The 23,739-nt window shown below is 72.4% G+C and carries 23 protein-coding genes; 14 read left to right on the top strand and 9 right to left on the bottom strand.

Features of this window, described 5'->3' with window-relative positions; translation table 11 throughout:
- Positions 1–561: malectin domain-containing carbohydrate-binding protein (locus tag MPTA5024_RS03465; RefSeq protein WP_036319782.1), on the bottom strand; the 561-nt coding region annotated here is incomplete at its 3' end.
- A gap of 406 nt (positions 562–967) precedes the next feature.
- Here MPTA5024_RS03465 and MPTA5024_RS03460 point away from each other — a divergent pair.
- Positions 968–1,696 carry a hypothetical protein gene (locus MPTA5024_RS03460; protein ID WP_063794613.1) on the top strand — a complete coding sequence of 243 codons (729 nt, stop codon included), beginning with the start codon at positions 968–970 and terminating at the stop codon, positions 1,694–1,696.
- A 6-nt stretch (positions 1,697–1,702) separates the two neighbouring features.
- Here the strand turns inward: MPTA5024_RS03460 and MPTA5024_RS03455 are convergent, their stop codons facing one another.
- Both MPTA5024_RS03455 and MPTA5024_RS03450 read right to left on the bottom strand, forming a co-directional pair.
- A complete protein-coding gene (locus MPTA5024_RS03455) occupies positions 1,703–2,080 on the bottom strand; it encodes a hypothetical protein (protein ID WP_036319779.1) in 378 nt (125 codons plus the stop codon).
- Positions 2,081–2,195: 115 nt separating this feature from the next.
- Entirely contained in the window at positions 2,196–3,947 is a 1,752-nt protein-coding gene (locus MPTA5024_RS03450; protein WP_084369399.1) for a RecQ family ATP-dependent DNA helicase, read from the bottom strand.
- A 110-nt stretch (positions 3,948–4,057) separates the two neighbouring features.
- On the opposite strand from MPTA5024_RS03450, the gene MPTA5024_RS03445 reads away from it, so the two are divergent.
- From MPTA5024_RS03445 to MPTA5024_RS03435, 3 genes are all read left to right on the top strand, one after another.
- Positions 4,058–5,074: an NADPH:quinone reductase gene (locus MPTA5024_RS03445; RefSeq protein ID WP_036319777.1), complete on the top strand. Its 1,017-nt coding sequence runs from the start codon at positions 4,058–4,060 to the stop codon at positions 5,072–5,074.
- 57 nt (positions 5,075–5,131) lie between these two features.
- Positions 5,132–6,085, top strand: coding sequence for a Ppx/GppA phosphatase family protein (locus MPTA5024_RS03440; protein ID WP_036319775.1), 954 nt, complete (start codon positions 5,132–5,134; stop codon positions 6,083–6,085).
- Positions 6,086–6,209: 124 nt separating this feature from the next.
- Positions 6,210–6,638, top strand: coding sequence for a hypothetical protein (locus MPTA5024_RS03435; RefSeq protein ID WP_036319772.1), 429 nt, complete (start codon positions 6,210–6,212; stop codon positions 6,636–6,638).
- Here the strand turns inward: MPTA5024_RS03435 and MPTA5024_RS03430 are convergent.
- Both MPTA5024_RS03430 and MPTA5024_RS03425 read right to left on the bottom strand, forming a co-directional pair.
- Positions 6,616–7,410 (bottom strand): heparin lyase I family protein, encoded by a 795-nt coding sequence (locus MPTA5024_RS03430; protein ID WP_036319768.1) that lies wholly within the window; start codon positions 7,408–7,410, stop codon positions 6,616–6,618. The two genes, MPTA5024_RS03435 and MPTA5024_RS03430, sit on opposite strands and share 23 nt — an antisense overlap.
- A 65-nt stretch (positions 7,411–7,475) precedes the next feature.
- Positions 7,476–9,062 (bottom strand): glycoside hydrolase family 88 protein, encoded by a 1,587-nt coding sequence (locus tag MPTA5024_RS03425; protein WP_157099277.1) that lies wholly within the window; start codon positions 9,060–9,062, stop codon positions 7,476–7,478.
- A 464-nt stretch (positions 9,063–9,526) separates the two neighbouring features.
- Between MPTA5024_RS03425 and MPTA5024_RS03420 the strand changes: the two genes are divergently transcribed.
- The 3 genes from MPTA5024_RS03420 to MPTA5024_RS03410 all read left to right on the top strand — a co-directional run bounded on the left by MPTA5024_RS03420 (position 9,527) and on the right by MPTA5024_RS03410 (position 15,368).
- A complete protein-coding gene (locus tag MPTA5024_RS03420) occupies positions 9,527–11,590 on the top strand; it encodes a PQQ-dependent sugar dehydrogenase (RefSeq protein WP_036319766.1) in 2,064 nt (687 codons plus the stop codon).
- A gap of 68 nt (positions 11,591–11,658) precedes the next feature.
- Entirely contained in the window at positions 11,659–13,443 is a 1,785-nt protein-coding gene (locus MPTA5024_RS03415) for a glycosyl hydrolase family 28 protein (protein WP_051457654.1), read from the top strand.
- 122 nt (positions 13,444–13,565) lie between these two features.
- Positions 13,566–15,368 (top strand): glycosyl hydrolase family 28 protein, encoded by a 1,803-nt coding sequence (locus tag MPTA5024_RS03410; RefSeq protein WP_063794612.1) that lies wholly within the window; start codon positions 13,566–13,568, stop codon positions 15,366–15,368.
- A 74-nt stretch (positions 15,369–15,442) separates the two neighbouring features.
- Here MPTA5024_RS03410 and MPTA5024_RS40580 read toward each other — a convergent pair whose 3' ends face one another.
- Positions 15,443–15,583 carry a hypothetical protein gene (locus MPTA5024_RS40580; protein ID WP_157099276.1) on the bottom strand — a complete coding sequence of 47 codons (141 nt, stop codon included), beginning with the start codon at positions 15,581–15,583 and terminating at the stop codon, positions 15,443–15,445.
- Positions 15,584–15,712: 129 nt separating this feature from the next.
- On the opposite strand from MPTA5024_RS40580, the gene MPTA5024_RS03405 reads away from it, so the two are divergent.
- The gene (locus MPTA5024_RS03405) at positions 15,713–16,204 is read left to right on the top strand and encodes a metallophosphoesterase family protein (RefSeq protein ID WP_036319765.1); all 492 of its coding nucleotides are present in this window, start codon (positions 15,713–15,715) and stop codon (positions 16,202–16,204) included.
- On the opposite strand, the gene MPTA5024_RS03400 is transcribed toward MPTA5024_RS03405, so the two are convergent.
- Positions 16,197–16,613 carry an ester cyclase gene (locus MPTA5024_RS03400; RefSeq protein WP_198166931.1) on the bottom strand — a complete coding sequence of 139 codons (417 nt, stop codon included), beginning with the start codon at positions 16,611–16,613 and terminating at the stop codon, positions 16,197–16,199. The genes MPTA5024_RS03405 and MPTA5024_RS03400 overlap by 8 nt on opposite strands.
- A gap of 140 nt (positions 16,614–16,753) precedes the next feature.
- Here MPTA5024_RS03400 and MPTA5024_RS03395 point away from each other — a divergent pair, with 140 nt between their 5' ends.
- The 5 genes from MPTA5024_RS03395 to MPTA5024_RS03375 all read left to right on the top strand — a co-directional run bounded on the left by MPTA5024_RS03395 (position 16,754) and on the right by MPTA5024_RS03375 (position 19,630).
- Positions 16,754–17,248 carry a MarR family transcriptional regulator gene (locus MPTA5024_RS03395; RefSeq protein ID WP_036319762.1) on the top strand — a complete coding sequence of 165 codons (495 nt, stop codon included), beginning with the start codon at positions 16,754–16,756 and terminating at the stop codon, positions 17,246–17,248.
- 120 nt (positions 17,249–17,368) lie between these two features.
- Positions 17,369–18,037 carry an NAD(P)-dependent oxidoreductase gene (locus MPTA5024_RS03390; protein ID WP_036319760.1) on the top strand — a complete coding sequence of 223 codons (669 nt, stop codon included), beginning with the start codon at positions 17,369–17,371 and terminating at the stop codon, positions 18,035–18,037.
- 51 nt (positions 18,038–18,088) lie between these two features.
- A complete protein-coding gene (locus tag MPTA5024_RS03385) occupies positions 18,089–18,622 on the top strand; it encodes a DUF5709 domain-containing protein (RefSeq protein WP_157099275.1) in 534 nt (177 codons plus the stop codon).
- Between the two features lie 101 nt (positions 18,623–18,723).
- Complete coding sequence (locus MPTA5024_RS03380) at positions 18,724–19,137, top strand: PH domain-containing protein (RefSeq protein WP_051457652.1); 414 nt, start codon at positions 18,724–18,726, stop codon at positions 19,135–19,137.
- A 76-nt stretch (positions 19,138–19,213) separates the two neighbouring features.
- Entirely contained in the window at positions 19,214–19,630 is a 417-nt protein-coding gene (locus MPTA5024_RS03375; RefSeq protein WP_051457651.1) for a DUF3592 domain-containing protein, read from the top strand.
- A 27-nt stretch (positions 19,631–19,657) separates the two neighbouring features.
- On the opposite strand, the gene MPTA5024_RS03370 is transcribed toward MPTA5024_RS03375, so the two are convergent.
- Complete coding sequence (locus tag MPTA5024_RS03370; protein ID WP_051457650.1) at positions 19,658–21,985, bottom strand: glycoside hydrolase family 3 N-terminal domain-containing protein; 2,328 nt, start codon at positions 21,983–21,985, stop codon at positions 19,658–19,660.
- Between the two features lie 235 nt (positions 21,986–22,220).
- Between MPTA5024_RS03370 and MPTA5024_RS03365 the strand changes: the two genes are divergently transcribed.
- Entirely contained in the window at positions 22,221–22,928 is a 708-nt protein-coding gene (locus MPTA5024_RS03365) for an MBL fold metallo-hydrolase (protein WP_036319753.1), read from the top strand.
- A gap of 145 nt (positions 22,929–23,073) precedes the next feature.
- Here the strand turns inward: MPTA5024_RS03365 and MPTA5024_RS03360 are convergent.
- The coding region (locus MPTA5024_RS03360; protein WP_198166930.1) for a GNAT family N-acetyltransferase at positions 23,074–23,739 on the bottom strand (666 nt) is incomplete at its 5' end.

Genomic DNA, 23,739 nt, shown 5'->3' with positions numbered 1-23,739 from the left:
GCCGGTCACGGAGATCGCCGAGACGGTGGCGTAGTTGGCCCCGCCGTTCATGTTGAACTGCACGTTGAGCTGGCCGTCGGAGACCGTCGTGGTGAACGTCCTGTCGCAGGCGGTCAGCGGGCCGCAGGCGGCGTAGACGTCGAAGGCCGTGAGCACGGTGACGCCCTCGGCGCGCACGTCGAACCTGCGCTGGCCCGCGGCGTTGGCCCAGTCCTCGACCATCTTCAGCGTCACCTGGTAGGTGCCGTTGGCCACGTCGAACTTGTAGCCCGTCCACCCGCTGAACAGGTTGTACGTCTGGTAGAGCGCGTCGTCCGTCGTTCCGGCGATCGGGCTGCTCGTCGAGCTCGACCCGTAGAGCGTGTCGTAGCCCCAGCTCCCGCTGGAGTACGCCTTGTCGGCCGACCAGGCGTTGCCCGTGCCGTCCGTGAAGGCGGGGCCGTTGGCGTCGGCGCGGATCGGGACGGTCACGGCGCCGTACGCGCCGGGCGCCGGGACGGCCAGGGGGATCAGCAGTGCCCCCAGGGCCGCGAGGAGAGTCGGGATGATCCTGCGTTTCATGTGGTGCTCCACGTCCATGGGCTGATGGCGGGGGAGGGGTGCGGTGGACGCGCGCGAGACGGCGGAGCCGGTCGCGGAAACGGTGCGGGCACAGGCCTGAGGAACGGGAACGGGCGGGGATCGCGGCATCGGGGACGCTCCTGCCTGTGACGCTGAGGGAAACTATTAGTAAGGTTTCCTTTTAGTTTTGAGGTGAACGTACCCGCGGCCCGGAGGGCCGTCAATATCCCGCCGTCCCGGGGTCGCCTCCGCGGGTGACGGCGGATCAGCCTCGCGGCGGACGAGGCGCGCCCCGTCGCGGGCCTACCGTTCCGGTCCGGAACGACAGGAGCCGTCGCATCCGGCGGCTCGACCGGAAGGAAGCCGTCGCGGGAAGCGCCGCGACGGCACAGCCGAGGAGGGAACGATGTTCACCCAGTCCGCGAGGTTCAGGCGCGTCGCCACGGGCGCACTGCTGGTCCTGGCCCCGCTCCTGCTGATGCTCGCCGTCATCGTGGACCCGGGGACCTGGGGCGACGACCGCGAGGCCGTGAGCTATGGGGACAACCCGGCGCTCGCCCAGTTGGAGTCAGTGCTGTTCCACTGGAGCTGGCTGCTCACCGCGGTGGCGGTGATCGGCGTGCTGCACGTGGTGCGGCGCAGGGCCGTCGTGCTCGGCCACGTCGCCGGGGTCCTATCGGTCCTCGGCGCCATCAACATGTCGGCGCTCATGCTGGTCGACCCCGTCGAGTGGTGGTTCGGCCGGCACTACCCGGTGGCGGAGGCGGAGCGGCTCACCAACGAGGTCCTCGGCCTCCCCGGCGTCATCTTCGGCTACCAGATGCCGTGGCTGTTCTTCGCGCTGTTCGGCGTGCCGCTGGTGACGGTCGCCGTGTGGCGGGCCGGGTTCGTCCGGTGGTGGGTCCCCGCGCTGGCCGCGGTCGGCTACATCGGCGCGCTGCCCGTGCCGTACGGACCGGCCACGGTGGTGCTCTGGACGCTGCCGCTGGTCGCCCTCGGCTCGATCGGCCTGAGGATCCTGCGCATGTCCGACGCGGACTGGATCTCCTACTATCCGTCCGCCGCGCTCCCCGTGACGGCGGAGGCGGCGGACGCGGGGGCGGCTTCGGAGACGGCGGCGGGGACGGCGGCCTGACCGGGGTCAGCGCACGCGCTGGTACAGCCCGAGCCCGGCCAGCAGGACGATCGCCAGGGTCGTCACGATGTGCGGCGCGAGCGGCGCCCTCGGCCGGCGCGCCGGGGCGTCCGCGCCGGGCCCGGGACGGGTCAGGGGGATCTCCTTGTGGTGGGCGAGGTAGCCGATGGGGAACGTCGTCACGGTGCCGCAGCCGCACTCGGGGCAGATCATCCCGGACCAGGGAGGCTGGACCTGCACCCCGCCCCGCGTCCACACGGCGACGTCGGCGCCGTGCCCGTCCGGGACCCGCTGGACCAGGTACTCCTCCTCCCACACCCGCAGGCAGTGCAGGCACTCGAACGGCCACGTCTCGTAGGTGCTGTTCCCCTCGTGCACCCCCATCACCCCCGTGGATACGACATGTCCCGCTTTCGAGTGTGGGCGCCGGGTTGGAACCCCTGCAAGGGGACGTATGCCACGAAGAGTAATCATTTCATCGCTAACAGCGACCAATCGCTCAGGTGAGGTCGAGCACGTCGTCGACCACGCCCAGAGCCAGCGTCTTGTAGCCCACCTCGTCGAACAGCACCGTGATGCGGTCCGCCTCGCGGCTCATCACGACCCCGTGCCCCCACTCGGCGTGCCGGACGCTCGCGTGCATGGGGTAGGGGCCGTCGCCGGTCTCCGGGGTGGCGGCGGTGCCCGCCCGGCAGGTGTCGCAGGCGCCGCAGGCCCGCTCGTACGGCTCGCCGAAGTACTCGAGCAGGAAGCGCCGCCGGCAGCCGGTCGTCTCGGCGTAGCCGCGCATCATGGCGAGCCGGGAGTCCTCCAGCCGGTGCCGGGTCGCGTCGATCTCCATGGCGCGGGCGGCGGCCTCCTCGGGGGAAGGCCCGTCGTCCGCGTACCTGAGCCCGCCGCCGTGGGCCACCTCGACGGCGCCGGTGCGCTCCAGCAGGTTGAGCTGCGAGGCGAGCTTGGCCGCGCCGACGCCGACGAGCTCGCGGAGCTCCGCGGAGGCCACCTCGCCGCCGTGCTCCCGGACGACGACGGCCAAGCGCCGCATCAGGTCCTCGTCGGCCCGGCCGCCCATAAAGAACTTGCGCAGGCCCAGGTCCTCGGGCCGGTAGAACAGCACCGCGGACGCGGGGTTGCCGTCGCGTCCCGCCCGGCCGATCTCCTGGTAGTACGCGTCGAGCGACTCCGGGGGAGCGGCGTGCAGCACGTACCGGACGTCCGGCTTGTCGATGCCCATCCCGAACGCCGAGGTCGCCACCACCACGTCGAGGTCGTCGTCCTGGAACATCTCGTGGATCCGGCGGCGCTCCTTGGACGCCATGCCCGCGTGGTACGGCTCGGCCCGCCGGCCCCGTCCGCGCAGCGCCTCGGCGTACTCCTCCGCCTGCCGCCGGGTGGCCACGTAGACGAGGCCGACGCCCTCAAGCTCCGCGGCGTGGCCGGCGAGGGCCCGGCGCTTGTCGTCGTCGGAGGTGAACCGGCGGACCTCCAGATCGAGGTTGGGCCGGTCGAACCCGCGGACGATCTGCTGGGCCCCGGCGATCCCGAGGGACTCGACGATCTCCTCGCGGACGGTCGGGGCCGCCGTCGCGGTCATCGCGATCACCGGCGGGTGGCCGAGCGCCTCGATGACCTTGCCGAGCCGCAGGTACTCCGGCCGGAAGTCGTGGCCCCACGCCGACACGCAGTGCGCCTCGTCCACCGCGATCAGCGAGGGCCTGGCCTGCGCGAGCCGCTCCACGACGTCGGGCTTGGCGAGCTGCTCGGGGGAGAGGAAGACGTACTCCGCGGCCCCGGCCGTCACCTGGTCGAGCCCGGCCTCCACCGACCCCGCCGAGTTCACCGCCACCGCGCCCGCGGCGCCGGCCTTGAGCAGGCTCATGACCTGGTCGCGCTGCAGGGCGATGAGCGGGGAGACCACGACGGTCGGACCGTCGAGCAGCAGGCCGGGCACCTGGTAGACCGCGGACTTGCCGCCTCCGGTCGGCATGACCAGCAGCACGTCGCGCCCCGCGAGCAGGTGCTCCATCGCCTCCTGCTGGCCCGGCCGCAGCTGCTGCCACCCGAACGCATCCCGTGCCGTGGAGCGCAGCGCCCGCGCCCGGCGGCCGAACCGCCGGCCGAACCGGCCGCCCGCCCACCCGTTGGCCCAGCCCCCCGTCCAGCCGCGGGTCCAGCCGCCCCACGTGCCGCCGCTCTGCCGGTCGCCCGGCCTGCCGCCGGAGCGGCTCCCGAACCTCTGCGTGACGCCCATGGACATCGTCTCCTCGCCGATCGGCGGTTGCAGTACCCCTGGCGGGGGCGTCGAATCACCGGCCTGGCTCCGGCCGGAATACCTTCACGTACGAGGGAATTGGAGCCGGTATGAGAGCGATCGTGTACGAGAAGACCGGCGACAGCGACGTCCTGTGGCTGGCCGAGCGGCCGGTGCCCGAACCGGGACCGGGGGAGGTCAGGGTCCGCGTGGTCAGGTCGGGGGTCAACCCGACCGACTGGAAGTCCCGGCGCGGCCGGCTGGAGTTCCCCGAGGCCGTCCCGAACCAGGACGGCTCCGGCGTGGTGGACGCCGTCGGCCCGGGAGTGGAGGGCCTTCGGCCGGGCGAGCGGGTGTGGCTGTGGGAGGCCGCCTGGCAGCGGCCCGGCGGCACGGCCCAGGAGTACGTCGTGCTGCCCGAGCGCCAGGCCGTCCCGCTGCCCGACGGCGCGTCCTTCGACCTCGGCGCGTCGCTCGGCATCCCGGCGCTGACCGCCCACCGCTGCCTCACCGTGGCGGACGGCGGCCCGGACCGGCTCGCGCCCGGCGCCCTCGACGGCAGGACGGTGCTGGTCGCGGGCGGCGCCGGGGCCGTGGGCAACGCCGCCGTCCAGCTCGCCCGCTGGGCCGGAGCCGTCGTCGTCACCACGGTCAGCAGCGAGGAGAAGGCCGCGCTCGCCCGCGCCGCCGGCGCCTCCCACGTGGTGAACTACCGGGAGGAGGACGCCGCCGGGGCGATCAGGGCGGCCGCGCCGGACGGGATCGACATCGTGGTCGAGGTGGCCCCCGGGCCGAACGCCGAGCTCGACGCCGCGGTGCTCGCGCCCGACGGGGTGGTGGCCGTCTACGCCAACACCGGCGGAGACGAGATCACGGTGCGGGTGCGGGATCTGTTCACCCGCAACATCCGCTACCAGTTCGTCCTCGTCTACACCGTGACGGAGGCCGCCAAGCTGGCCGCGGTCGAGGACGTGTCCGCGGCCGTCGCCGCCGGGGCGATCCGGGTGGGCGCCGAGGCCGGGCTGCCGCTGCACCGGTTCCCGCTGGAGCGGACGGCGGAGGCCCACGACGCGGTCGAGGCCGGCACTGTCGGCAAGGTGCTCGTCGACGTGGCGGGGGACGAGTGATCGCGGAAGCCGGTGCCCGGGAGCGGCTGCCCGGTCGCAGGCTGTAGCGTCATGCCCATGCGACTCGGAGTCCTGGACGTCGGTTCCAACACGGTGCACCTGCTGGTGATGGACGCGCACCAGGGCGCCCGCCCTCTGCCCGCCTTCTCCCACAAGGAGGAGATGCGGCTGGCCGAGCACATCGTCGACGGCGACCGCCTCTCCGACGAGGGCGCCGCCCGCCTGGCGAGGTTCGTGCAGGAGGCCATGGTCATCGCGGAGGACAAGGGCGTCGAGGACCTCGTCGCGTTCGCCACCTCCGCCGTGCGCGACGCGGTGAACGGCGAGGAGGTCCTCGCCCAGATCAAGGCCGACACCCGGGTGGACATCCAGGTGCTGTCCGGCGACGACGAGGCGCGGCTCACGTTTCTCGCCGTCCGCCGCTGGTTCGGCTGGTCGTACGGGCGCCTGCTGGTCGTGGACATCGGCGGCGGCTCGCTGGAGATCGCGTCGGGGATCGACGAGGAGCCCGACGTGACGGCCTCGCTGCCTCTCGGGGCGGGCCGGCTGACCCGCGACTGGTTCACCGGCGACCCGCCGGACCCGGACGAGGTCCGCGCGCTGCGCAGGCACGCCCGCACCCAGATCGCGCGGACCGTCGGCGTCGTCACCAAGTACGGCAGGCCCGATCATGTCGTGGCGACGTCCAAGACGTTCCGCCAGCTCGCGCGGATCGCGGGCGCGGCCCCCTCCAGCGAGGGGCCGTACGTCAGGCGGACGCTGACCCACGACGACCTGACCGGGTGGACGAACCGGCTCGCGCGCATGCCGGTGGCCCGGCGGGCCGAGCTGCCCGGCGTGTCGGCGGGCCGGGCCGGGCAGCTGCTCGCCGGGGCCGTGGTGGCCGACGCCGCCATGGACCTGTTCGAGCTGCCGGTGCTGGAGATCTGCCCCTGGGCGCTCCGCGAGGGGATGATCCTCCGCCGCCTCGACGTGCTCCCCCTGAGTCGCTCAGCGGTGGCGGATCGGTAAGGCATGACAAGGACGGATACGGGCAAGGCAAACGCTGCCCGGACGTTCCCGCTCGCCCGCCGCGTCGCGGCGCTCTCCCGTGCGGGAACACCGGATGTCGGGGTCGATCTGTGGAGGGCACGCGATGGTGGAGCTGCTGGGAGCGGCCGTCTCCCTGGCGGCCGTTACGGCGCTCGTCCTGCTGGCGCTGGTGGTGATCTCGGTCGTGACGCTGGTCGCACTGGGGGTCATGGCCGCCGCCACCGGACGGGAGACGTACGGGCGGGAGCACGTCCCGCGGGCGACCGCTCCCGCCAGGGCCCCGTCGCCGGCCCCCGCCCGGCCCCGGCCGGCGACGGGCTTACCGGCGTCCCCGCCCGAGCCGTCCCCCGTCACCCCTGCCGGGTCCCCGCCCGGCTCTCCGCAGGCCCGGCGGCCGTCGCCCCAGGGCCAGGCCGAGACGCGGGCCAGGAGCCAGGCGGCCAAGCCCGCTCCGGCCCGCGCGGCGCAGACGCCGCGAACCGGCCCGCCGCCTGCCCGCCGGCCGCCCGTCAGGCGAGCTGGTACGCCTTGAGGTCGCGCAGCAACAGGTAGCAGTCCTGGAGCGAGCCCGACTTGTCGCCTAGCGACCGGTAGATCCCCCACTTCGGGCGGACCCGGTCGCTCAGCCAGGTGTCGAGCTTGGTCTTCGTGGCGTCCAGGACCGTCGTGGAGCCGTCGCGGATCACCCAGTGGACCGTCCCGTTCGGGGCGTCGTCGATCTTCATCTCGAACTCGACGTCGATCCACTTGTTCTGCAGCGGGGCGAGGTCGGCGGCCCCGACCAGGGCGTTCCCCGAGTTCTCCACCTTGAGCTCGATCTTCGGCGTGCTGCCGTACCGGCGCAGGGAGGTGGTGAGGATCGGCGAGCTGTCGTTCCCGGGCATCTTCATCTGCATGATGTGCGTGAAGGTCGTCGTGGCCTTCAGCGACCCCGGGATGTACATGGCGTAGGTCAGCCGCCAGGTCTGGCCCTTCTTCCAGACGAGGTACGGCCCGCCCGCCGGGCTGCGCATGCCCTTGACCTCCTGGCGCTGCCGGTCGGTTGAGCTGTCGCGGTCCCGCATGTGCATGTCGAACCGGTAGGCGTCGCCCTGGACGTAGATGTGCGTCACGCCGGGGTGGGAGCCCGCCCGGTCGTCCTCGACGCCCTCGAACGCGGCGAGCCCGTCCTTGGCGGCGGACGGCGACCACTTGAGCTGCCAGGAGGCGGCGTGGCCCGGGGAGGCGGGAGACAGGGCGGGGCACAGGGCGCCGAGCAGGGCGAGTCCGCAGAGCGCGGGCGGGAGGGCACGGGTCCGGGTCATGGGGGGTCACCTCGTGGAGGGGGTCGGGTGGGTGGAGTCAATGCGTGGAGCGCGCGGACCGACGGTCAGGCCCGGCCGGTCCTGATCATCTGCTCGTTCATGATCAGGAAGGCGCCCAGGCCGTGGTTGTCGTTGGTCGCCCGCTGCCGGCCGTAGTAGAAGTCGAGCGAGTCGCTGGCGTTGGTGCCGACGCAGATGTCCCTGATGTTCGTGCGGCCGTCCGATCCGAGCGACACCTCGGCCAGCACGCCCCGGTACCCCCGGTCGGCGTAGACCTGGTAGCCGGGGTCGACGTACCCGCGCTCGACCGCCCGGGAGATCGTCGTGGTGTACATGGCCGAGCAGGAGGTCTCCAGCCAGTTCCCGGACGCCCCCTGCCTGTCGACCACCTGCCACCAGCGGCCCGTGGCCGGGTCCTGGTACGCGGCGAACGCGGCGACGAGCTTGCGGGTGATGTCGATCAGCGCGGCGCGCCGGGGGTGGTCGGCGGGCAGCAGTTCGAGGATGTCCGTGATCGCCATGCCGTACCAGCCCTCGGCGCGGCACCAGGTGATGCCGTTGGTGTTGCCCAGCTCCGGGTGGACCCAGCTCGCGGTCAGCCCTCCGGGCTCGTCGTACGCGTGCCAGAGGAGCCCGGCCTGCGGGCCCGTGGTCCGCTGGAGGTGCCTGGCGTAGACGGCCAGCTGCTCGGCCGCGTTGTCGTCGCCCCATGCGGCGTCGCCCAGCAGATGGCCGTACCGGATCACGAACGGGTCGACCATGAAGACGCCGTCGCCCCAGAGCTGGCCCTGGCGGGAGTCGTTGTCGGCGTGCCACCAACCGCGGTCGGAGGTGCGCGGGTAGCTGTTCAGCCGGGTGCGAATCTTCTGGGCGGCCACCCGCCACCGGTTCTGGCCGGTCTCCTTGTACAGGACGAGCAGGATGTTGCCGGCCTGCATGCTGTCGAGGCTGCCGAAGCTCTGGCTGATGTTCCCGTCGGCGTCCACGAAGCGCCCGGCCCAGTCCTTGATGTACTGCAGGTAGCGGGGGTCGTGGGTGCGCTGGTAGACGAGGTACTGACCGTAGAGGTAGAGCCCGACCGGGTAGCTCCAGCCGCCGATCGTCGACGGCGTGTAGCGGGCCATCGTCGACTCCACCACTGCCGTGGACCAGTCGGTGGCGGGCGCGCCGTCGGCCACGGTCAGCGAGTCGACGTTGGGGCCTCCGCTGGAGCCCGTGGCCGTCGCCCTGACGATGTTCGTCCCGGCCGCGAGGTCGGCCGTGACCTGCCGGGTGGCCCAGGCGTCCCAGCCGCCCGTGCCGGGGAAGGACAGCGAGGTCGCCACGGCGGTCCCGTTGACGCTGACGGTCAGCGGGCGGTCGGACCCGGTGCCGTTGGCGTACCGCAGGGTGAGGGTCCGGCGCCCGGCGCTGGGCGCGGTGACGGTCCACTGGACGTAGCCGCCGGCGACGTTGGTGTAGTCCACGAAGCCGGTGCCGGTGTACCCGGGGTGGTCGCTCGCCACGGCGCCCTGCGAGATGGTGGCGTTCTCCGCCTCGTAGACGGCGCCGGCGGCAGCGGCGGAGGAGGCGGGCAGGAGGCCCGCCACGAGTGGCGCGATGAGCGCGAGCGCGGCCGTGAGCGCTCTCGGACCTCGGATTGGAAGGAACACCTGACGGTCTCCTTAGCTCGGCGATGGGGGGAATCGTCCGATGTATCTGCGGTGCTGGCTCGGTCTCATGACAGTGGCCGTCATGTCGCCCGGTCGTCCGCCTCGGGGAGAGGGGGCCGCCGCGGGAAGAGGTCCAACCGTCCACAGCGTCCTGTCCGCACTACACATACACGACGAAGGTGAGGCCGGTCCACAGAACGGAGCAACAATCTGCGTAGTAGGACACGTCGACCAGCGGAGAAGGTCCAATGGTCGATATATTGAGATATCAACGGTCTCGATGAACACCCCATGACCATTCGCCGCAGCCGCCCGCCTCGTGGAGTCGCAGACCCGAGCGGGCGCGGCCCTGGACTCGTGGCGAAGCGTTGACAAACGGTCGTCATGTGTGGGATCACGGTGCCAGAGGTCCAACCTTTCGCCTCATCGCCGTCTGCATCAGCAGACCGCTCAGGAGGAATCCCATGAGATCTGGAAGGCCCGCAGCACGCGCCGTGGTCGTCGCGGCCGCGCTGCTGGGAGGGCTTCTCGGGGTGGCCGGCCCGGCCGCCGCCGCGACGACGTACCAGGCCGAGGACGCGACCATCTCGCAGGGCACGGCCGCCCACAACCACTCCGGGTACACCGGCAGCGGCTTCGTGGACTACGTCAACACCACCGGCTCCTACGTCCAGTTCGCCGTGAGCGCTAACGGCGCGGGGACGCACGGCCTGACCTTCCGTTATGCGAACGGCACGACGGTGGCCCGGCCCGTGGACGTCGTCGTGAACGGCACGGTCGTGACCACCCTGGTCTTCTCCGGCACGGGCAGCTGGGACACCTGGCAGACCCTCAGCGTCAACGCGAGCCTGAAGTCGGGGGCGAACACGGTCCGGGCCATCGCCACCTCGGCGAACGGCGGCCCGAACCTCGACTCGCTCGTCGTCGGCGACCCCGCGGACACGGCGCGGCCGAGCACGCCCGGGCAGCCGTCGTGCTCCTCCGTCGGCTCGACCTCGCTCACCCTGAACTGGGGCGCGTCCACCGACGACGTCGGCGTCGCGGCGTACGACATCTACGACGACGGCAACAAGATCGCCGAGGCGGGGAACGTCACCACGGCGCGGCTCACCGGCCTCACCCCGAACACCGAGTACCGCCTGTCGGTGTTCGCCAGGGACGCGGCGGGCAACGTCTCGCCGCCCAGCGCGCAGGCGATCTGCACCACGATGCGGAGCGCCGACACCAAGGCGCCGACCGCGCCGTCGAACCTGGCCTACTCCGGGCTGACCGCGGGCAGCGTGACGCTGAAGTGGACCGCCTCGACGGACGACACCGGGGTCACGGAGTACCGCGTCCGCAGCGGTACGACGGACTACGCGACCGTCACGGGCGCCCCGCCGGGCACGTCGGCCACCGTGACCGGCCTGGCCTGCGGGAGCCCCTACTCCCTGCACGTGGTGGCGAGGGACGCGGCCGGCAACGAGTCCGCCGCGAGCAACACCGTGACCTTCACCACGCCGTCCTGCGGGTCGTCCGACGGCGGCGTCCCCTCGGCGATCACCCAGATCTCCTCGGGCTGGACGATCCCGTGGGGCATGGCGTGGCTGCCCGACGGAAAGACGGCCCTGGTCACCGAACGGGACGACAAGGTCGTGTCCGGCCAGTTCCGGGTCTACAAGGTGTCGCTCTCGGGAGCCAGGACCCTGGTCGGGACCGTGCCGAACGGCGTCACCACGGGCACCGACGCCGGCGAGGGCGGCCTGATGGGCGTGGCCGTCGACCCAAACTGGAGCACCAACCACCACGTCTACTTCATGCACTCCGCCTCCGAGGGCAACCGGATCGTCCGGATGACCTTCGACGGGACGTCCCTGTCGGGCTACACCGTCCTGGTCCAGGGCATCAGGAAGAGCCTGTACCACAACGGGGGCCGCCTGGCGTTCGGCCCCGACGGCTACCTGTACGCCACGACGGGCGACGGCCAGCAGAGCGACCTGGCCCAGGACCGTGACTCGCTGAACGGCAAGGTCCTGCGGATGACGACCGCGGGCAAGCCCGCCCCGGGCAACCCGTTCGGCACGCTCGTCTACAGCTACGGCCACCGCAACCCCCAGGGCATCGCCTGGGACTCCCAGGGCCGGCTGTGGGAGGCGGAGTTCGGCAACAACACCTACGACGAGCTCAACCTGATCAAGCCGGGGCTCGACTACGGCTGGCCGACCTGTGAGGGCGCCTGCGGCGTGTCCGGGATGACCAACCCGAAGGCGACCTGGCCCGTCAACACGGCCTCGCCCAGCGCGATCGCGATCGTCAGGAACGTCGTCTACATGGCGGCGCTGCGCGGCGAGCGGCTGTGGCGGGTCCCCATCGGAAGCGGCGAAAGCGTGGGCGCCGCGACCGCGTACTACGTCGGCGCCTACGGGCGCCTGCGGACGGTCGTCGCGGTGCCCGGCGCCGACCAGCTGTGGCTCAGCACCACCAACTGCGACAACAACGGCGATGCCGCGCCCGGATCGGACCGGATCTTCCGCGTCACGATCACCTGAGACGGCGGTGGCCGCGCCTCAGGGACCGGGGCGCGGCCACTCGCCCTTCCACCTCCCGGAGGACCCACGTGCACAGGCGAGACTTCCTCAAGAGCGCGGGCGTCGCGGCGGGCGGCGTGCTGCTCGCCGGGCCGCTCACCCGGCCGGCGTACGCCGCGTCACCCTGGGACCAGGTCCCGGCCATCCTGGCCCGGATCGTCCCGCCCACCTTCCCGGACAGGACGTTCGACATCACCGCGTACGGCGCGGTGGGCGACAACACGACCGACTGCACGCCCGCGTTCGCCAAGGCGATCGCGGCCTGCAACGCGGCCGGCGGCGGCACCGTCCTGGTTCCCCCCGGGACGTACCGCACCGGCAAAATCCACCTGCTCTCCGACGTGAACCTGCACGTGGACGCGGGCGCCACCGTCCGCTTCCGCAGCGACGCCGGCTCCTACCTGCCCACGGTGTTCACCCGCTGGCAGGGCATCGAGTGCTACAACTACTCGCCCTTCATCTACGCGTACGGGCGGACGAACGTCGCGATCACCGGGCCGGGGACGATCGACGGCAACGCCGCTGCGGGACCGTGGTTCGGCTTCGACGACAAGCGGGGGCCCGACTGGGACCGGCTGCAGCAGATGGCGCTGGACGGCGTCCCCGTCGACCAGCGGCGGTTCGGCGACGGGCACTACCTCAAGCCGAACATGATCCAGCTCTACAACTGCTCGAACATCCTCATCGAAAACGTCCACCTCAGGAACCCGGCGATGTGGACGATCCACCCGGTGCTGTCGCGCAACGTGACCGTGCGGAACGTCACCGTCTACAGCCGGGGCGCGATGGTCGACGGATGCGACCCCGAGAGCTGCGCGGACGTCCTCATCGAGGGCTGCTCGTTCGACACCGGCGACGACGGGACGGTCGTCAAGTCGGGCCGCGACGTCGACGGACGCCGCGTCGGCGTGCCGAGCGAGAACATCGTGATCCGGAACAACTCCTACTACGGGCGATGGGGCGCGATCACGGTCGGCAGCGAGATGTCGGGAGGCGTCCGCAACGTCTTCGCTCAGGACAACCGGATCCTCCCCGGTCCGAGCTACCACTCCTTCTACGCGGTCTACATCAAGACCAACAACCGGCGCGGAGGCGTGGTCGACGGGATCCACGTCCGGAACCTCACCGGCGGCCCCTGCGACCGCGGCGGCCTGTTCGTCGACATGAACTACAGCCTCACCGGCCCCGGGTACGGTCCCGTCGCCGACCCTGTCGTCCGGAACATCACCGTCGAGGGGCTGACCGTCGACGACTCGCCGTTCGCGATCAAACTGTCCGGCTCCTCGGTGAGCCACATCGCGAACGTCACGATCAGCAACAGCACCTTCACCTCCATCGGCACCGCCGCGCCGCAGATCTCCAACGCCGACGGGGTGGTCCTGAGCAACGTCCGGATCAACGGCACCCTCTACGGCGGAGGGCCGAAGGCGGTCCGCTACGAGGCCGAGGACGCGGCGATATCGCAGGGCGCGGTGGCCGCCAACCACGCCGGCTACTCGGGGACCGGCTTCGTCGACACGGTCAACGTGGCGGGCAGCCACGTCGAGTGGACGGTCAGCGCCGCCGCGGCCGGCACGGCCACGCTGCTGCTGCGGTACGCCAACGGCACCACCACCGGCCGGCCGATGGACATCGCGGTCAACGGGACGGTCGTCGCGGCCGGCAAGGCCTTCCCGGGCACCGGGAGCTGGGACACCTGGGCGTCCGCGACCGTCACGGCCCAGCTGCGGGCCGGGACCAACACGGTCCGGGCCACCGCGACCACCGCGGACGGCTGCCCCAACCTCGACTGTCTCGACGTCACCGGCCCCTGACCCCACGGCCGCCCCACCCCGCCCGATCCACCCGGGCCCGCGCCCGAGACGTACCGCGGGCCCGGCCGTCCCCGCTCTCCCGCGCCCGCCGGGCGCGGCCCGATCACGATGGGCTTTCCGACATGCATGGTTCCCGACGCGAATTCCTCAGGGCCGCCGGACTGGTCGCGGGCGGCGCGCTGCTTCCCGCCCCGCTCCTGACCGGCCGGACCGCCGCAGCGACCCCGGCCCTCCAGGCGGCCGCGGCCTCGCCGTGGGACCAGGTCCCGGCCATCCTGGCCCGGATCGTCCCGCCCGCCTTCCCGGACAGGACGTTCGACATCACCGCGTACGGCGCGGTGGGCGACAACACGACCGACTGCACGCCCGCGTTCGCCAAGGCGATCGCGGCCTGCAACGCGGCCGGCGGCGGCACCGTCCTGGTGCCCTCCGGGACGTACCGCACCGGCAGGATCCACCTGCTGTCCGACGTCCGGCTACAGGTGAACGGCACCGTCAGGTTCCGCACCGACCACGGCTCCTACCAGCCGAACGTGTTCACCCGGTACGAGGGCATCGAGTGCTACAACTTCTCGCCCTTCATCTACGCCAACGGCAGGACCAACATCGCGATCAGCGGCACCGGCACGATCGACGGCAACGCGCCCGCGGGCGACTGGTCCTCCATGGGGAGCGGCGGCGCCGACAGCGACAGGCTGCGCCAGTACGGCGCCGACGACACGCCCGTCGACCAGCGGCAGTTCGGGGAGGGGCACAAGCTGCGGCCCAACATGATCGGCCTCTACAACTGCACCAACGTCCTGGTCGAGGGTGTCACCCTGACCAACCCGGCCATGTGGACGCTGCACCCGGTGTACTGCGTCAACGTGACCGTCCGCGGCGTCACCTTCCGCAGCACGAACTCCCAGGGCGACGGCTGCGACCCCGACTCCTGCACCGACGTGCACATCCACGACTGCCGGTTCGACACCAACGACGACTGCATCCCGGTCAAGTCGGGCCGCGACCGGGACGGCCGCCGCGTGAACCGGCCGAGCCAGAACATCGTCATCGAGAACTGCAAGTTCAGCGGCCGGTGGGGCGGCGTCACGATCGGCAGCGAGGCGTCCGGCGGCGTGCGGAACGTCTTCGCCCAGGACTGCCAGGTGAACCCGGCCGACTTCCCCGGCCGTTACCCCTGCAAGTACGCCCTCTACGTGAAGACCAGCCTCAACCGGGGCGGGTTCATCGAGGGGGTCCACCTCCGCCGCGTCACCGGGCACGGCCTGGAGCGCGCGGCGCTCTACGTCACGCTCAACTACGAGAGCAGCGGCTCGCTCCCGCCCGCCGTGGGAGACATCACGGCCGACGGGATCACCATCGACGGCGCCGCGCAGGCGTTCAACCTGGACGGCCGCTCGGCCGACCACATCCGCGACGTGACGATCTCGAACAGCACGTTCACGAACGTCACCACGGCGGCGCCCACCGTGAACTACGTGGACAACCTGGTCCTCGCCGGCGTCACGGTCAACGGCAAGGACATCTCGACGGCCCAGCCGCCGCCCGCCACGCGCTACGAGGCGGAGAACGCCGCGATCTCCCAGGGCGCCGCCGAGTCGAACCACGCCGGCTTCAGCGGCACCGGGTTCGTCAACACCGACAACGTCGCGGGCGCGTACGTCCAGTTCACGGTCGGCGCGGCGGCCGCGGGCAGCAGGACGCTGCGCATCCGCTACTCCAACGGCACGCCGGGCGACCGTCCCATGGCGATCGCCGTGAACGGCGCGGCGGTCGCCACCCGGAGCTACCCGGCGACGGCGAACTGGGACACCTGGGCGACCGACACGCTGACGGTGCCGCTCGCCGCGGGGTCGAACACCGTCCGGCTCACCGCCACGACGGCGGGCGGCTGCCCCAATCTGGACTACATCGAGGTGGCCTGAGGAGAACCGGACGGCACGCGAGAAACGGCCCGCATCGGGAGAGGCGGCGCCGTGTCAGAAGGCCCGGGACGAGGTCAGCGGCTATCTCCGTTCTGCGAGGAGAGCGCCTTGACCAGCTCGGTGAGGTGGGCGACCTGGCTCTCCAGCCCGCGGACCCGCGCCTCGAGCTCGGACAGGGTGGGGGCCTGGAAGCCGTCGGCGATCTGCCTGCTCATGCGATTCCTCCCGAGCGGCGCCGGCTGGAGACCGGCGTAGGGATTGCAGGACTGGGGGACAGAGCAACGTGGGTTCCTATTCCCCGTTTACGCGATTTGGCACCTCGGACTTCGGGTGAAGATAGAAGGGTGAACGTCGTCGTGCTGTCCGACACCCACGCGCCGCGCCGGTGGAAGGCCTGCCCGCCGGCCGTGGCCGGGTATCTGCGGCACGCCGACGTGATCCTTCACGCGGGCGACGTGTGCACGGCCGGCGTGCTCGACGAGCTGTCCGCGTACGCGCCGGTGCACGCCGTGCTCGGCAACAACGACGGCCCCGACGTCGCCGCCTGGGGCGCCCCCGAGACGCTGGAGCTGGACCTCGACGGCCTCCGGGTGGCCATGATTCACGACAGCGGCCAGGCGGCCGGCAGGACGGCGCGCATGAGGCGGCGCTTCCCCGGCGCCGGCCTCGTCGTCTTCGGCCACTCGCACATCCCGATGGACGTCGAGGGCGACGGCGTCCGGGTGTTCAACCCGGGCTCGCCGACCGACCGCCGCCGCCAGCCGCACGGCACGATCGGCGTGCTCGACATCGCCGGGGGCCGGCTCCGCGAGGCCAGGATCGTCCCGGTCACCTGACCCCCTCGGCCGCCCGTACGGCGTCGAGCTGGAGCAGCAGGCCCAGCTCGTCGGCGACCATCCAGATGTCGGTGATCATCCCGTCCTCGACCGTGAGGATGTCGGTCACCCGGATCACCACCTCCCGGCCGGTGGGCGGCACGGTCCCGAGGGGCGTCTGGAGGGGCCCGGTGTGCCGGGCCCGCATGCGGAAGCCGACGACGAGGCGGCCGGGCGTCTCGATCTCGTCGACCAGCTCCGTCACGCGTCCCTCGTAGGCCGTGTGCAGGGCACGGGCCCGCTCGACCAGCCCGGAGACCGGGAGCAGGGCGCCGTTCACCCGTACGGGATCCGCGTACACCTCGCGGAAGGCCGCCTCGGCGTCCCCGTCCAGGGGGCGCTCCCACAGGCGCAGAAGTCGTTGTGTCATCGTCGGCATGCTCCGATGCTGCGCCTCCGCCCGGCCGTCCACCACGTCCTTTTACGCGGACCGGCCGGGGATGCGTGCCGCCGGCGCCCTTTATCATGTGGGACGACACGGAGACCGGGCGTGGCAGGAGGCGGCACTTCATGGCGTCCACACCGCCCCAGGAGGCCGGCGCGGCGCGCCGCCGCCGGACCACCGCCGCCATCAAGGACTCCCTGCGCGCGCTGGCCATCCAGCTGTCCCTGCTCAACCACCAGATCAGCGCGCGGGTCGACCTCAAGGACGTCGACCTCCACTGCCTCGACATCGTCCACCGGTACGGGCCGCTCAGCCCGAGCGCCCTCGCCCGCCGGGCCGGGCTCCACCCCGCCACCATGACCGGCGTCCTCGACCGGCTCCAGCGCGGCGGCTGGATCGACCGGCGGCGCGACCCGGACGCCGCCGACCGCCGCGCCGTCGCCGTCCACCCCCTGCCGGGGCGCACCGGCGAGCTGTTCCGGCTCTACTCGGGGATGACCGCCTCGATGGACGAGATCTGCGCCGGCTACACCGAGGCGGAGCTGGAGGTGCTGGCGGACTTCCTGCGCCGTACCACCGACGCGGGCGAGCAGGCGACCGGCCGCCTCGCGGGCGACTGAGCGACGCCGGCGCGCGCGTCGGGCCCGGAGGCCGAAGAACGACCCCGCGACCGGGCCCTCGCATGCCCGAAGATAGTATGAGTTTCATATCTTATTGACCTCGTATAGAAGGATCGCCCGATGAGACTCACGATCTTCGCCGCGACGGGCGGCATCGGCAGGCAGGTCTTCGAGCAGGCCGTCGCCGCCGGACACGACGTCACGGCGGTCGCCCGCAACCCCCAGAGCCTGGCCGGCCGGGCACGCGTCGTCGCCGCCGACCTGACGGCGGCGGACCCGGCCGTGCTCGCCTCGGCCGTCCAGGGAAGCGACGCGGTCCTGTCGGGGCTGGGGCCGCGCAGGCCGAGGACGGAGGCGGGGATCACCTCGCGGGGCACCCGTGCGATCGTCGCGGCGATGCAGGCGACCGGGGTGCGGCGGCTCGTCGTCGTCAGCGCCGCGCCGATCGGGACGGTGCCGTCGCCCGCCCGTCCCACACCTCCCCGGCACGATCCGGGCGACGGCTTCTTCATGCGCCACCTCGGCAGCCGGTTCGCCGGGGCGATGTTCCGGGCGCACTACGCCGACCTGGCGCTGACCGAGGACATCGTCCGCGAGAGCGGGCTGGACTGGACGATCAGCCGGCCGCCGAGGCTCACCGACAGGCCGATGACCGGCGTCTACCGGGTCGCGCGCGGGCGGAACATCCGGGGCGGCGTGACCGTCTCCCGCGCCAACGTGGCGCACCACATGCTCGCCGTCCTGGACCGGCCCGAGGCGGTTCACCAGATCTTCGGCATCGCCGACTAGCCGTACCTGGGCCGACGTCTAAGGCCCACCCGGCGGGGCATGGGGGCCGGTATGAGAGAGAACAGACCAGACCCCGCTCCGCGCTCGCGGTTCGAGGACGAGGGTATTCCCGACCTGCAGGAGGGCACGCCGGAACAGCAGTGGGCGCAGGACCCGCAGGAGATGCCGCTGCCCGGCGACCGCCCGGTGGGTCTCGACGAGTACGGCACGACGACCACTGAGATGCGCGAGGGCGAGTCGCTCGACCTGCGCCTGTCGCGGGAGGTGCCGGACGTGGATCCGGTGTTCGGCGTGCCGCCCGAGGGCGAGCGGAAGCCCGGAGCCGCCGACGACGAGTTGCTCGACTCCTCCGAGGACGAGTTGTCCGCCGTCCCGGACGACGGGGTGGCCGATGCGCTGGGCGAGCGGGGAGCGCCCTCGTACGACACGGAGGAGCCCCGCGAGGCCGGCCGGCTCGTGGACCCGGACGGCGGCATGGGCGTGGACACCGAGAAGGACATGGTGGCCGAGGACGTCGGGCCCGACTTCGGCGGATACTCGCCCGAGGAGAGCGCCATGCGCATCGAGGACGAGGGCCCCGCCTGAGCGCACGCAGGGGGCGCCGGCCCGGGCGTTCGCGCGGGTGATGTGGCGCCGGTGGTTCCGCTCGCTCCGCGCGGCGGCCGTTCATTGGTTACGCTGCCACGATGGCAGGTGTTGACGGGGCGCGCCACGAGTGGCGGGTGCCCAGGCAGATCGTGGCGCTGAAGGCCGCCGGCGCCGCCGTCTGCGCGGTGCTGGCGGTCCTCGGCGACCACCGGCAGCTCTTCCTCGCCGGGGTGGCCGCGCTCGGCTTCGGCGCGCTGGTGGTCCGCGACCTGGTCGCGCCCGTGCGCCTGTCCGCCGGCGACGACGGGCTGGTGGTGACCGGTCTCGCCGGCCGGGAGCGCATCTCGTGGAACGACGTCGACCGCATCCGCGTCGACACCCACCGCCGGTACGGCATGACCACGGAGATGCTGGAGATCGACGCGGGGGAGCAGATCCACCTGTTCAGCCGGTTCGACCTGGGAGAGTCGGTCGTCGGCGTGGCCGAGACGCTCCTGCGGCTGCGTCCCTGAGCCTCCGGCCGCGACCTATGCCCGACCGCAAGGGTTCCGCAATCGGAGCGCAAGCGCCGGCCCGTACCGTGCCAGCGTGTCACAGACCACTCTCGTCACCGCCATCCTCGCCGGCATCGGCCTGATCTTCACTCTCATCGGGGGAGGGCTGACGATCAACGCCCGCGACTTCCGCAAGCGGGCGCAGCGCACCCAGGGCCTCGTCGTCCGCCTGCGGGCGAGCCGTTCCGACGACGGCACCGTGTACTACCCGACCATCCGCTTCACCACCGTGTACGGCCAGCAGGTCGAGGCCGAGACGCCGTTCGGCAGCAGCCCGCCGCCGGCGCGGCCGGGCCAGCAGGTCCCGGTCCTGTACGACCCGGCGAAGCCGACCCGGGTCCGCATCGACAGCGTCACCGGCAGCGGCATCCTGGTCGGCGGGATCTTCCTCGCCGTCGGCCTGGTCCTGTTCGCGGCGGGGGCCGGGGTCGCCGTCACGCAGGTGCTGTGACGGCTTCCCCCGGCCCCGCCTCCGGCGTCAGCCGGCCGCGCAGGCGGCGCCGTTGAGGGTGAACGCCGCGGGGGCCGGGTTCGCGCCGCTGTAGGTGGCCTGGAAGCCGAAGCTGGCCGTCCCTCCGGAGCCGATCGTGCCGTTGTAGGAGAGGTTCTTCGCGGTGACCTGCTGACCCGACTGGGTGACGGTGGCGTTCCACGCGTTCGTGATCTTCTGGGTGCCGCCGAAGGACCACTGGAGGGTCCACCCGTTGACCGTGCTCGACGACCTGTTGGTGATCGTCACGTCGGCCGTGAACCCGCCGCCCCAGTCGTTCGGCTTGTACGCCACTGTGCACGTGCCGCCCGGCGAGGGGCTGGGGGACGGGCTCGGGGAGGGCGACGGGCTGGGCGAGGGGCTGGGCGACGGCGAGGGGCTGGGGGACGGGCTCGGGCTGGGCGAGGGGCTCGGCGACGGCGAGGGGCTGGGCGACGGCGACGGGCTGGGGGATGGGCTGGGCGACGGCGACGGGCCCGCGTAGGTCAGCCCGTAGCCGAACTCGAACAGCGCCTGCTTGCCGTCACCGGCGTTGATGGGCTCCTGGTCGGCGCTGCGCATCCACGTCATGGGCAGCTTCCCGGTGGGGGCGTAGTCGCCGAACAGCACGTCCGCGACGCCGGCGCCCTCGGTGCCCGGCAGCCAGGCGGCGACCAGCGCGTTCCACTGGTCGAGCTGGGCGGCGATGTCGAGCGGCCGGCCCGACACGAGCACCACGACCAGCGGCACCCCCGACGCCTTGAGCCGCTGCAGCGTCGAGAGGTCGGTCGAGTCGAGGCTCATCGACCCGGGACGGTCGCCCTGTCCCTCGGCGTAAGGCGTCTCGCCGACGACCGCGATCGCGGCGCGGTAGGAGGAGTCGATGCCGCTGCCGTCGCGGCTGTAGGAGACCTGCGCACCCGATCCCACGGCGGCGCGGATGCCCTGCAGGATCGTCGTGCCGGTGGTGGTGGCGCCTGAGGACCCCTGCCAGCTGATGGTCCAGCCGCCGCTCTGGTTGCCGATGTCGTCGGCGTCCTTGCCGGCCACGAAGATCTTGCCGCCGCTCTTGGCGAGCGGGAGCACGTTGCCGGCGTTCTTCAGCAGCACCAGCGACTTGCGCACGGCCTCGCGCGCCAGGGCGCGGTGCGCGGAGCTGCCCACGGTGGAGGTGTACGACCGGTCGGTCAGCGGGTGCTCGAACAGCCCGTACTCGAACTTCTTCGTCAGGATCCGCCGGTTGGCGTCGTCGATCCGGGACATCGGGATCCGGCCCGCCTGGACCTCCGACCTCAGCAGCGAGATGAACGTCTTGAAGTCGTTGGGCACCATCACCATGTCGACGCCCGCGTTGATCGCGGTGGTGATCTCCGACGCGGTGAACCCGGACTGCCCGTCGAGCTGGTCGATGCCCGCCCAGTCGGTGACGACGAAGCCGGAGAAGCCGAGCTCGCCCTTGAGGACGTCGGTGATCAGGTATTTGTTGCCGTGCATCTTGGCGCCGTTCCAGCTGCTGTACGACACCATCACCGAGGCCACGTTCCGCTGCACGGCCGCCCGGTAGGGCGCGAGGTGGATGGCCCGGAGGTCGGCCTCGCTCAGCTCGGTGTTGCCCTGGTCCTTGCCGCCCGTGGTGCCACCGTCGCCCATGTAGTGCTTGGCGGTCGCCATGATCGAGGCGGACCCGGCCTTCTGCAGGCCGTCGATGATCGTCGTCATCTGGCTGACGACCTGCGGGTCCTCGCTGTACGACTCGTAGGTGCGGCCCCACCGGTCGTTGCGGGCGACGCAGACGCAGGGCGCGAACGTCCAGTCGACCCCGGTTCCCGAGACCTCCTCGGCCGTCGCCGTCCCGATCCGCCGTACGAGGTCGGAGTCGCGGGTGGCGCCCAGCCCGATGTTGTGCGGGAAGATCGTGGCCCCGGCCACGTTGTTGTGGCCGTGCACGGCGTCCGAGCCGTAGATCATCGGAATCCCGAGCGGCGTCGCGAGCGCCTGCCGCTGGAAGTTGTCGTACATGTCCGCCCACGACGACGCCGTGTTCGGCGAGGGCGCCGACCCGCCGCCCGACAGGATGGAGCCGAGCCGGTAGGTCGCCACGTCGGAGGCGTTCGACAGCACCCCCCGCTCCGCCTGGGTCATCTGCCCGACCTTGTCGTCCAGCGACATCCGCGACAGCAGGTCGTTCACCCGCGTCGCGACCGGCAGACTCGGGTCCTTGTAGGGGGCGTCCGCCGCCCGCGCCTCGTCGCGGTTCACCGTCACCGTGACGGCCAGCGCCGCGACGAGCAGCGGCACGACCGCGGTGGTCCACAACAGCCTCAGCCGGGATGCCATCGGATCCTCCCTCGACAAACTCGTGCCGACGGTAGGAATGCGCCGAATCGGGGGTCAAACGCTCCAACGTCCCGTGGTCCTCGACCAGCCCGAAGCGAGGAAACTTTCACGGCGGCCGCTGCGTCCGGGTGAGGGCGAGGTGCCCGCGGCGTCTGGGGACGGTCTACGCCGTGGGCTGATCCGCGCAGAGCATAGGCCGTGGACGGGCCCGCCGCGCCCGTCCTAGCGTCGCCTCATGGATCTCGTCCGGCTGCACCCGAGCCTGCACGTCCTGCGCATGCCCGTCGGCCACGTCTACCTGTGGCGCGACCCGGACGGGCTGACGCTCGTCGACACCGGCGTCCCCGGGTCGGCCCCGCTGATCGAGCAGGCCGTGCGGGCGCTCGGCCATACCCCTGCGGACGTGCGGCGGCTGGTGCTGACGCACTTCCACGGCGACCACACCGGCTCGGCCGCCGATGTCGCCTCCTGGGGGGACGTGGTCGTGCACGCCCACCGCGACGAGGCGGCCTTCGTCCGCGGCGAGGCCGAGGGGCCGCCGCCGCAGTTGTCGGACTGGGAGCGCGACCTGCTGGCGCGGGTCCGGGCCGGGACGCGGGACGACCCCGTGACGCCCGTGCGCGTCGACCGGGAGCTCATAGACGGCGACGTGGTCGAGATGGGCGACGGGGCGCTGGCCCTCGCCGTCCCGGGGCACACGCCCGGCAGCCTCGCGCTCTACCTCCCCGGCCCGCGTGTGCTGTTCACCGGCGACACGATCGCCCGCACCGAGGACGGCGAGGTCATCCTCGGCGTGTTCAACGCCGACCCGGCGGCCGCCGTGGACTCCTTCCGCCGCCAGGCCGCACTGGAGCCCGAGATCGTCTGCTTCGGGCACGGCGAGCCCCTGACCCGCGACGCCGCCGCCCAGCTGACGGCCGCCGCCGCCCGCCTCCCGGACTGACTCCGGCACGCACCGGCGCGACCCGCTGCCGCGATGCGTCCGGCGCACGGGCGCGGCCCTCGGCCGGGGATGGGGTGGCGGGGCCGGCGCCCGGGTGCGGCACGCCGCCGGCGGAGCCTCGTCGTCGTGCGGCCGGTCGCGGCGCCTATCCGAGGGTGAGGACGGCGTCGGTCCACGTGGAGACCCGGGTGAAACCGAGGCGCCGGTTGACCGCGAGCATCGGCCCGTTGGTCACGTCGTTCGAGGTGGTCACGGTCGTCACGTCGGCCCGGTCGGCCGCCAGCAGCCGCATCGACTCCTGCTTGATCCACGTGGCCAGGCCGCGTCCCCGGTGCGCGGCCGTCACCGCCGTGTCGTCGACGCCCGCCACCGCGCCGGGTTCGGGCCCCACCCGCACCTCGGTGTAACCCGCGACCTCGCCGCCGCCGTCCAGGGCGACGGTCACGCGCTGCTCCCGTCCCTGCCGCAGCAGCGCCTCCTCGATGTCGCGCACGACCTCCACGGTCCACGGCGCCTCCGCGAACCCGGCCGAGTGGGGCGCGTCGGCGATGGCGTTGCGCGCCCGGGCGTAGGAGACGACCAGCTCGCCGGGAGCGCGGCCGGTCCACGACCGCAGCGTGTAGCCGGCGACCGGGCGCGGGACGATCGTCGCGGGGAGGGTGAGCACGGACACGGCCTGGCTGTTGCCGGGAGCGGCCCCCACGGCGGCCGCGAAGGCCGCGCCCGCGGCGCCGGCGTGGCGGCCGGTCACGTGGGCCGCCCCGAGCGAACGGGCGTGCGCGGACACGGCGGCCAGCAGGTCGCGTCCCAG

Source organism: Microbispora sp. ATCC PTA-5024, from assembly GCF_000511135.2.
Classification (GTDB): Bacteria; Actinomycetota; Actinomycetes; order Streptosporangiales; family Streptosporangiaceae; genus Microbispora; species Microbispora corallina.
This window is presented reverse-complemented; position numbering and strand designations above follow the sequence as displayed.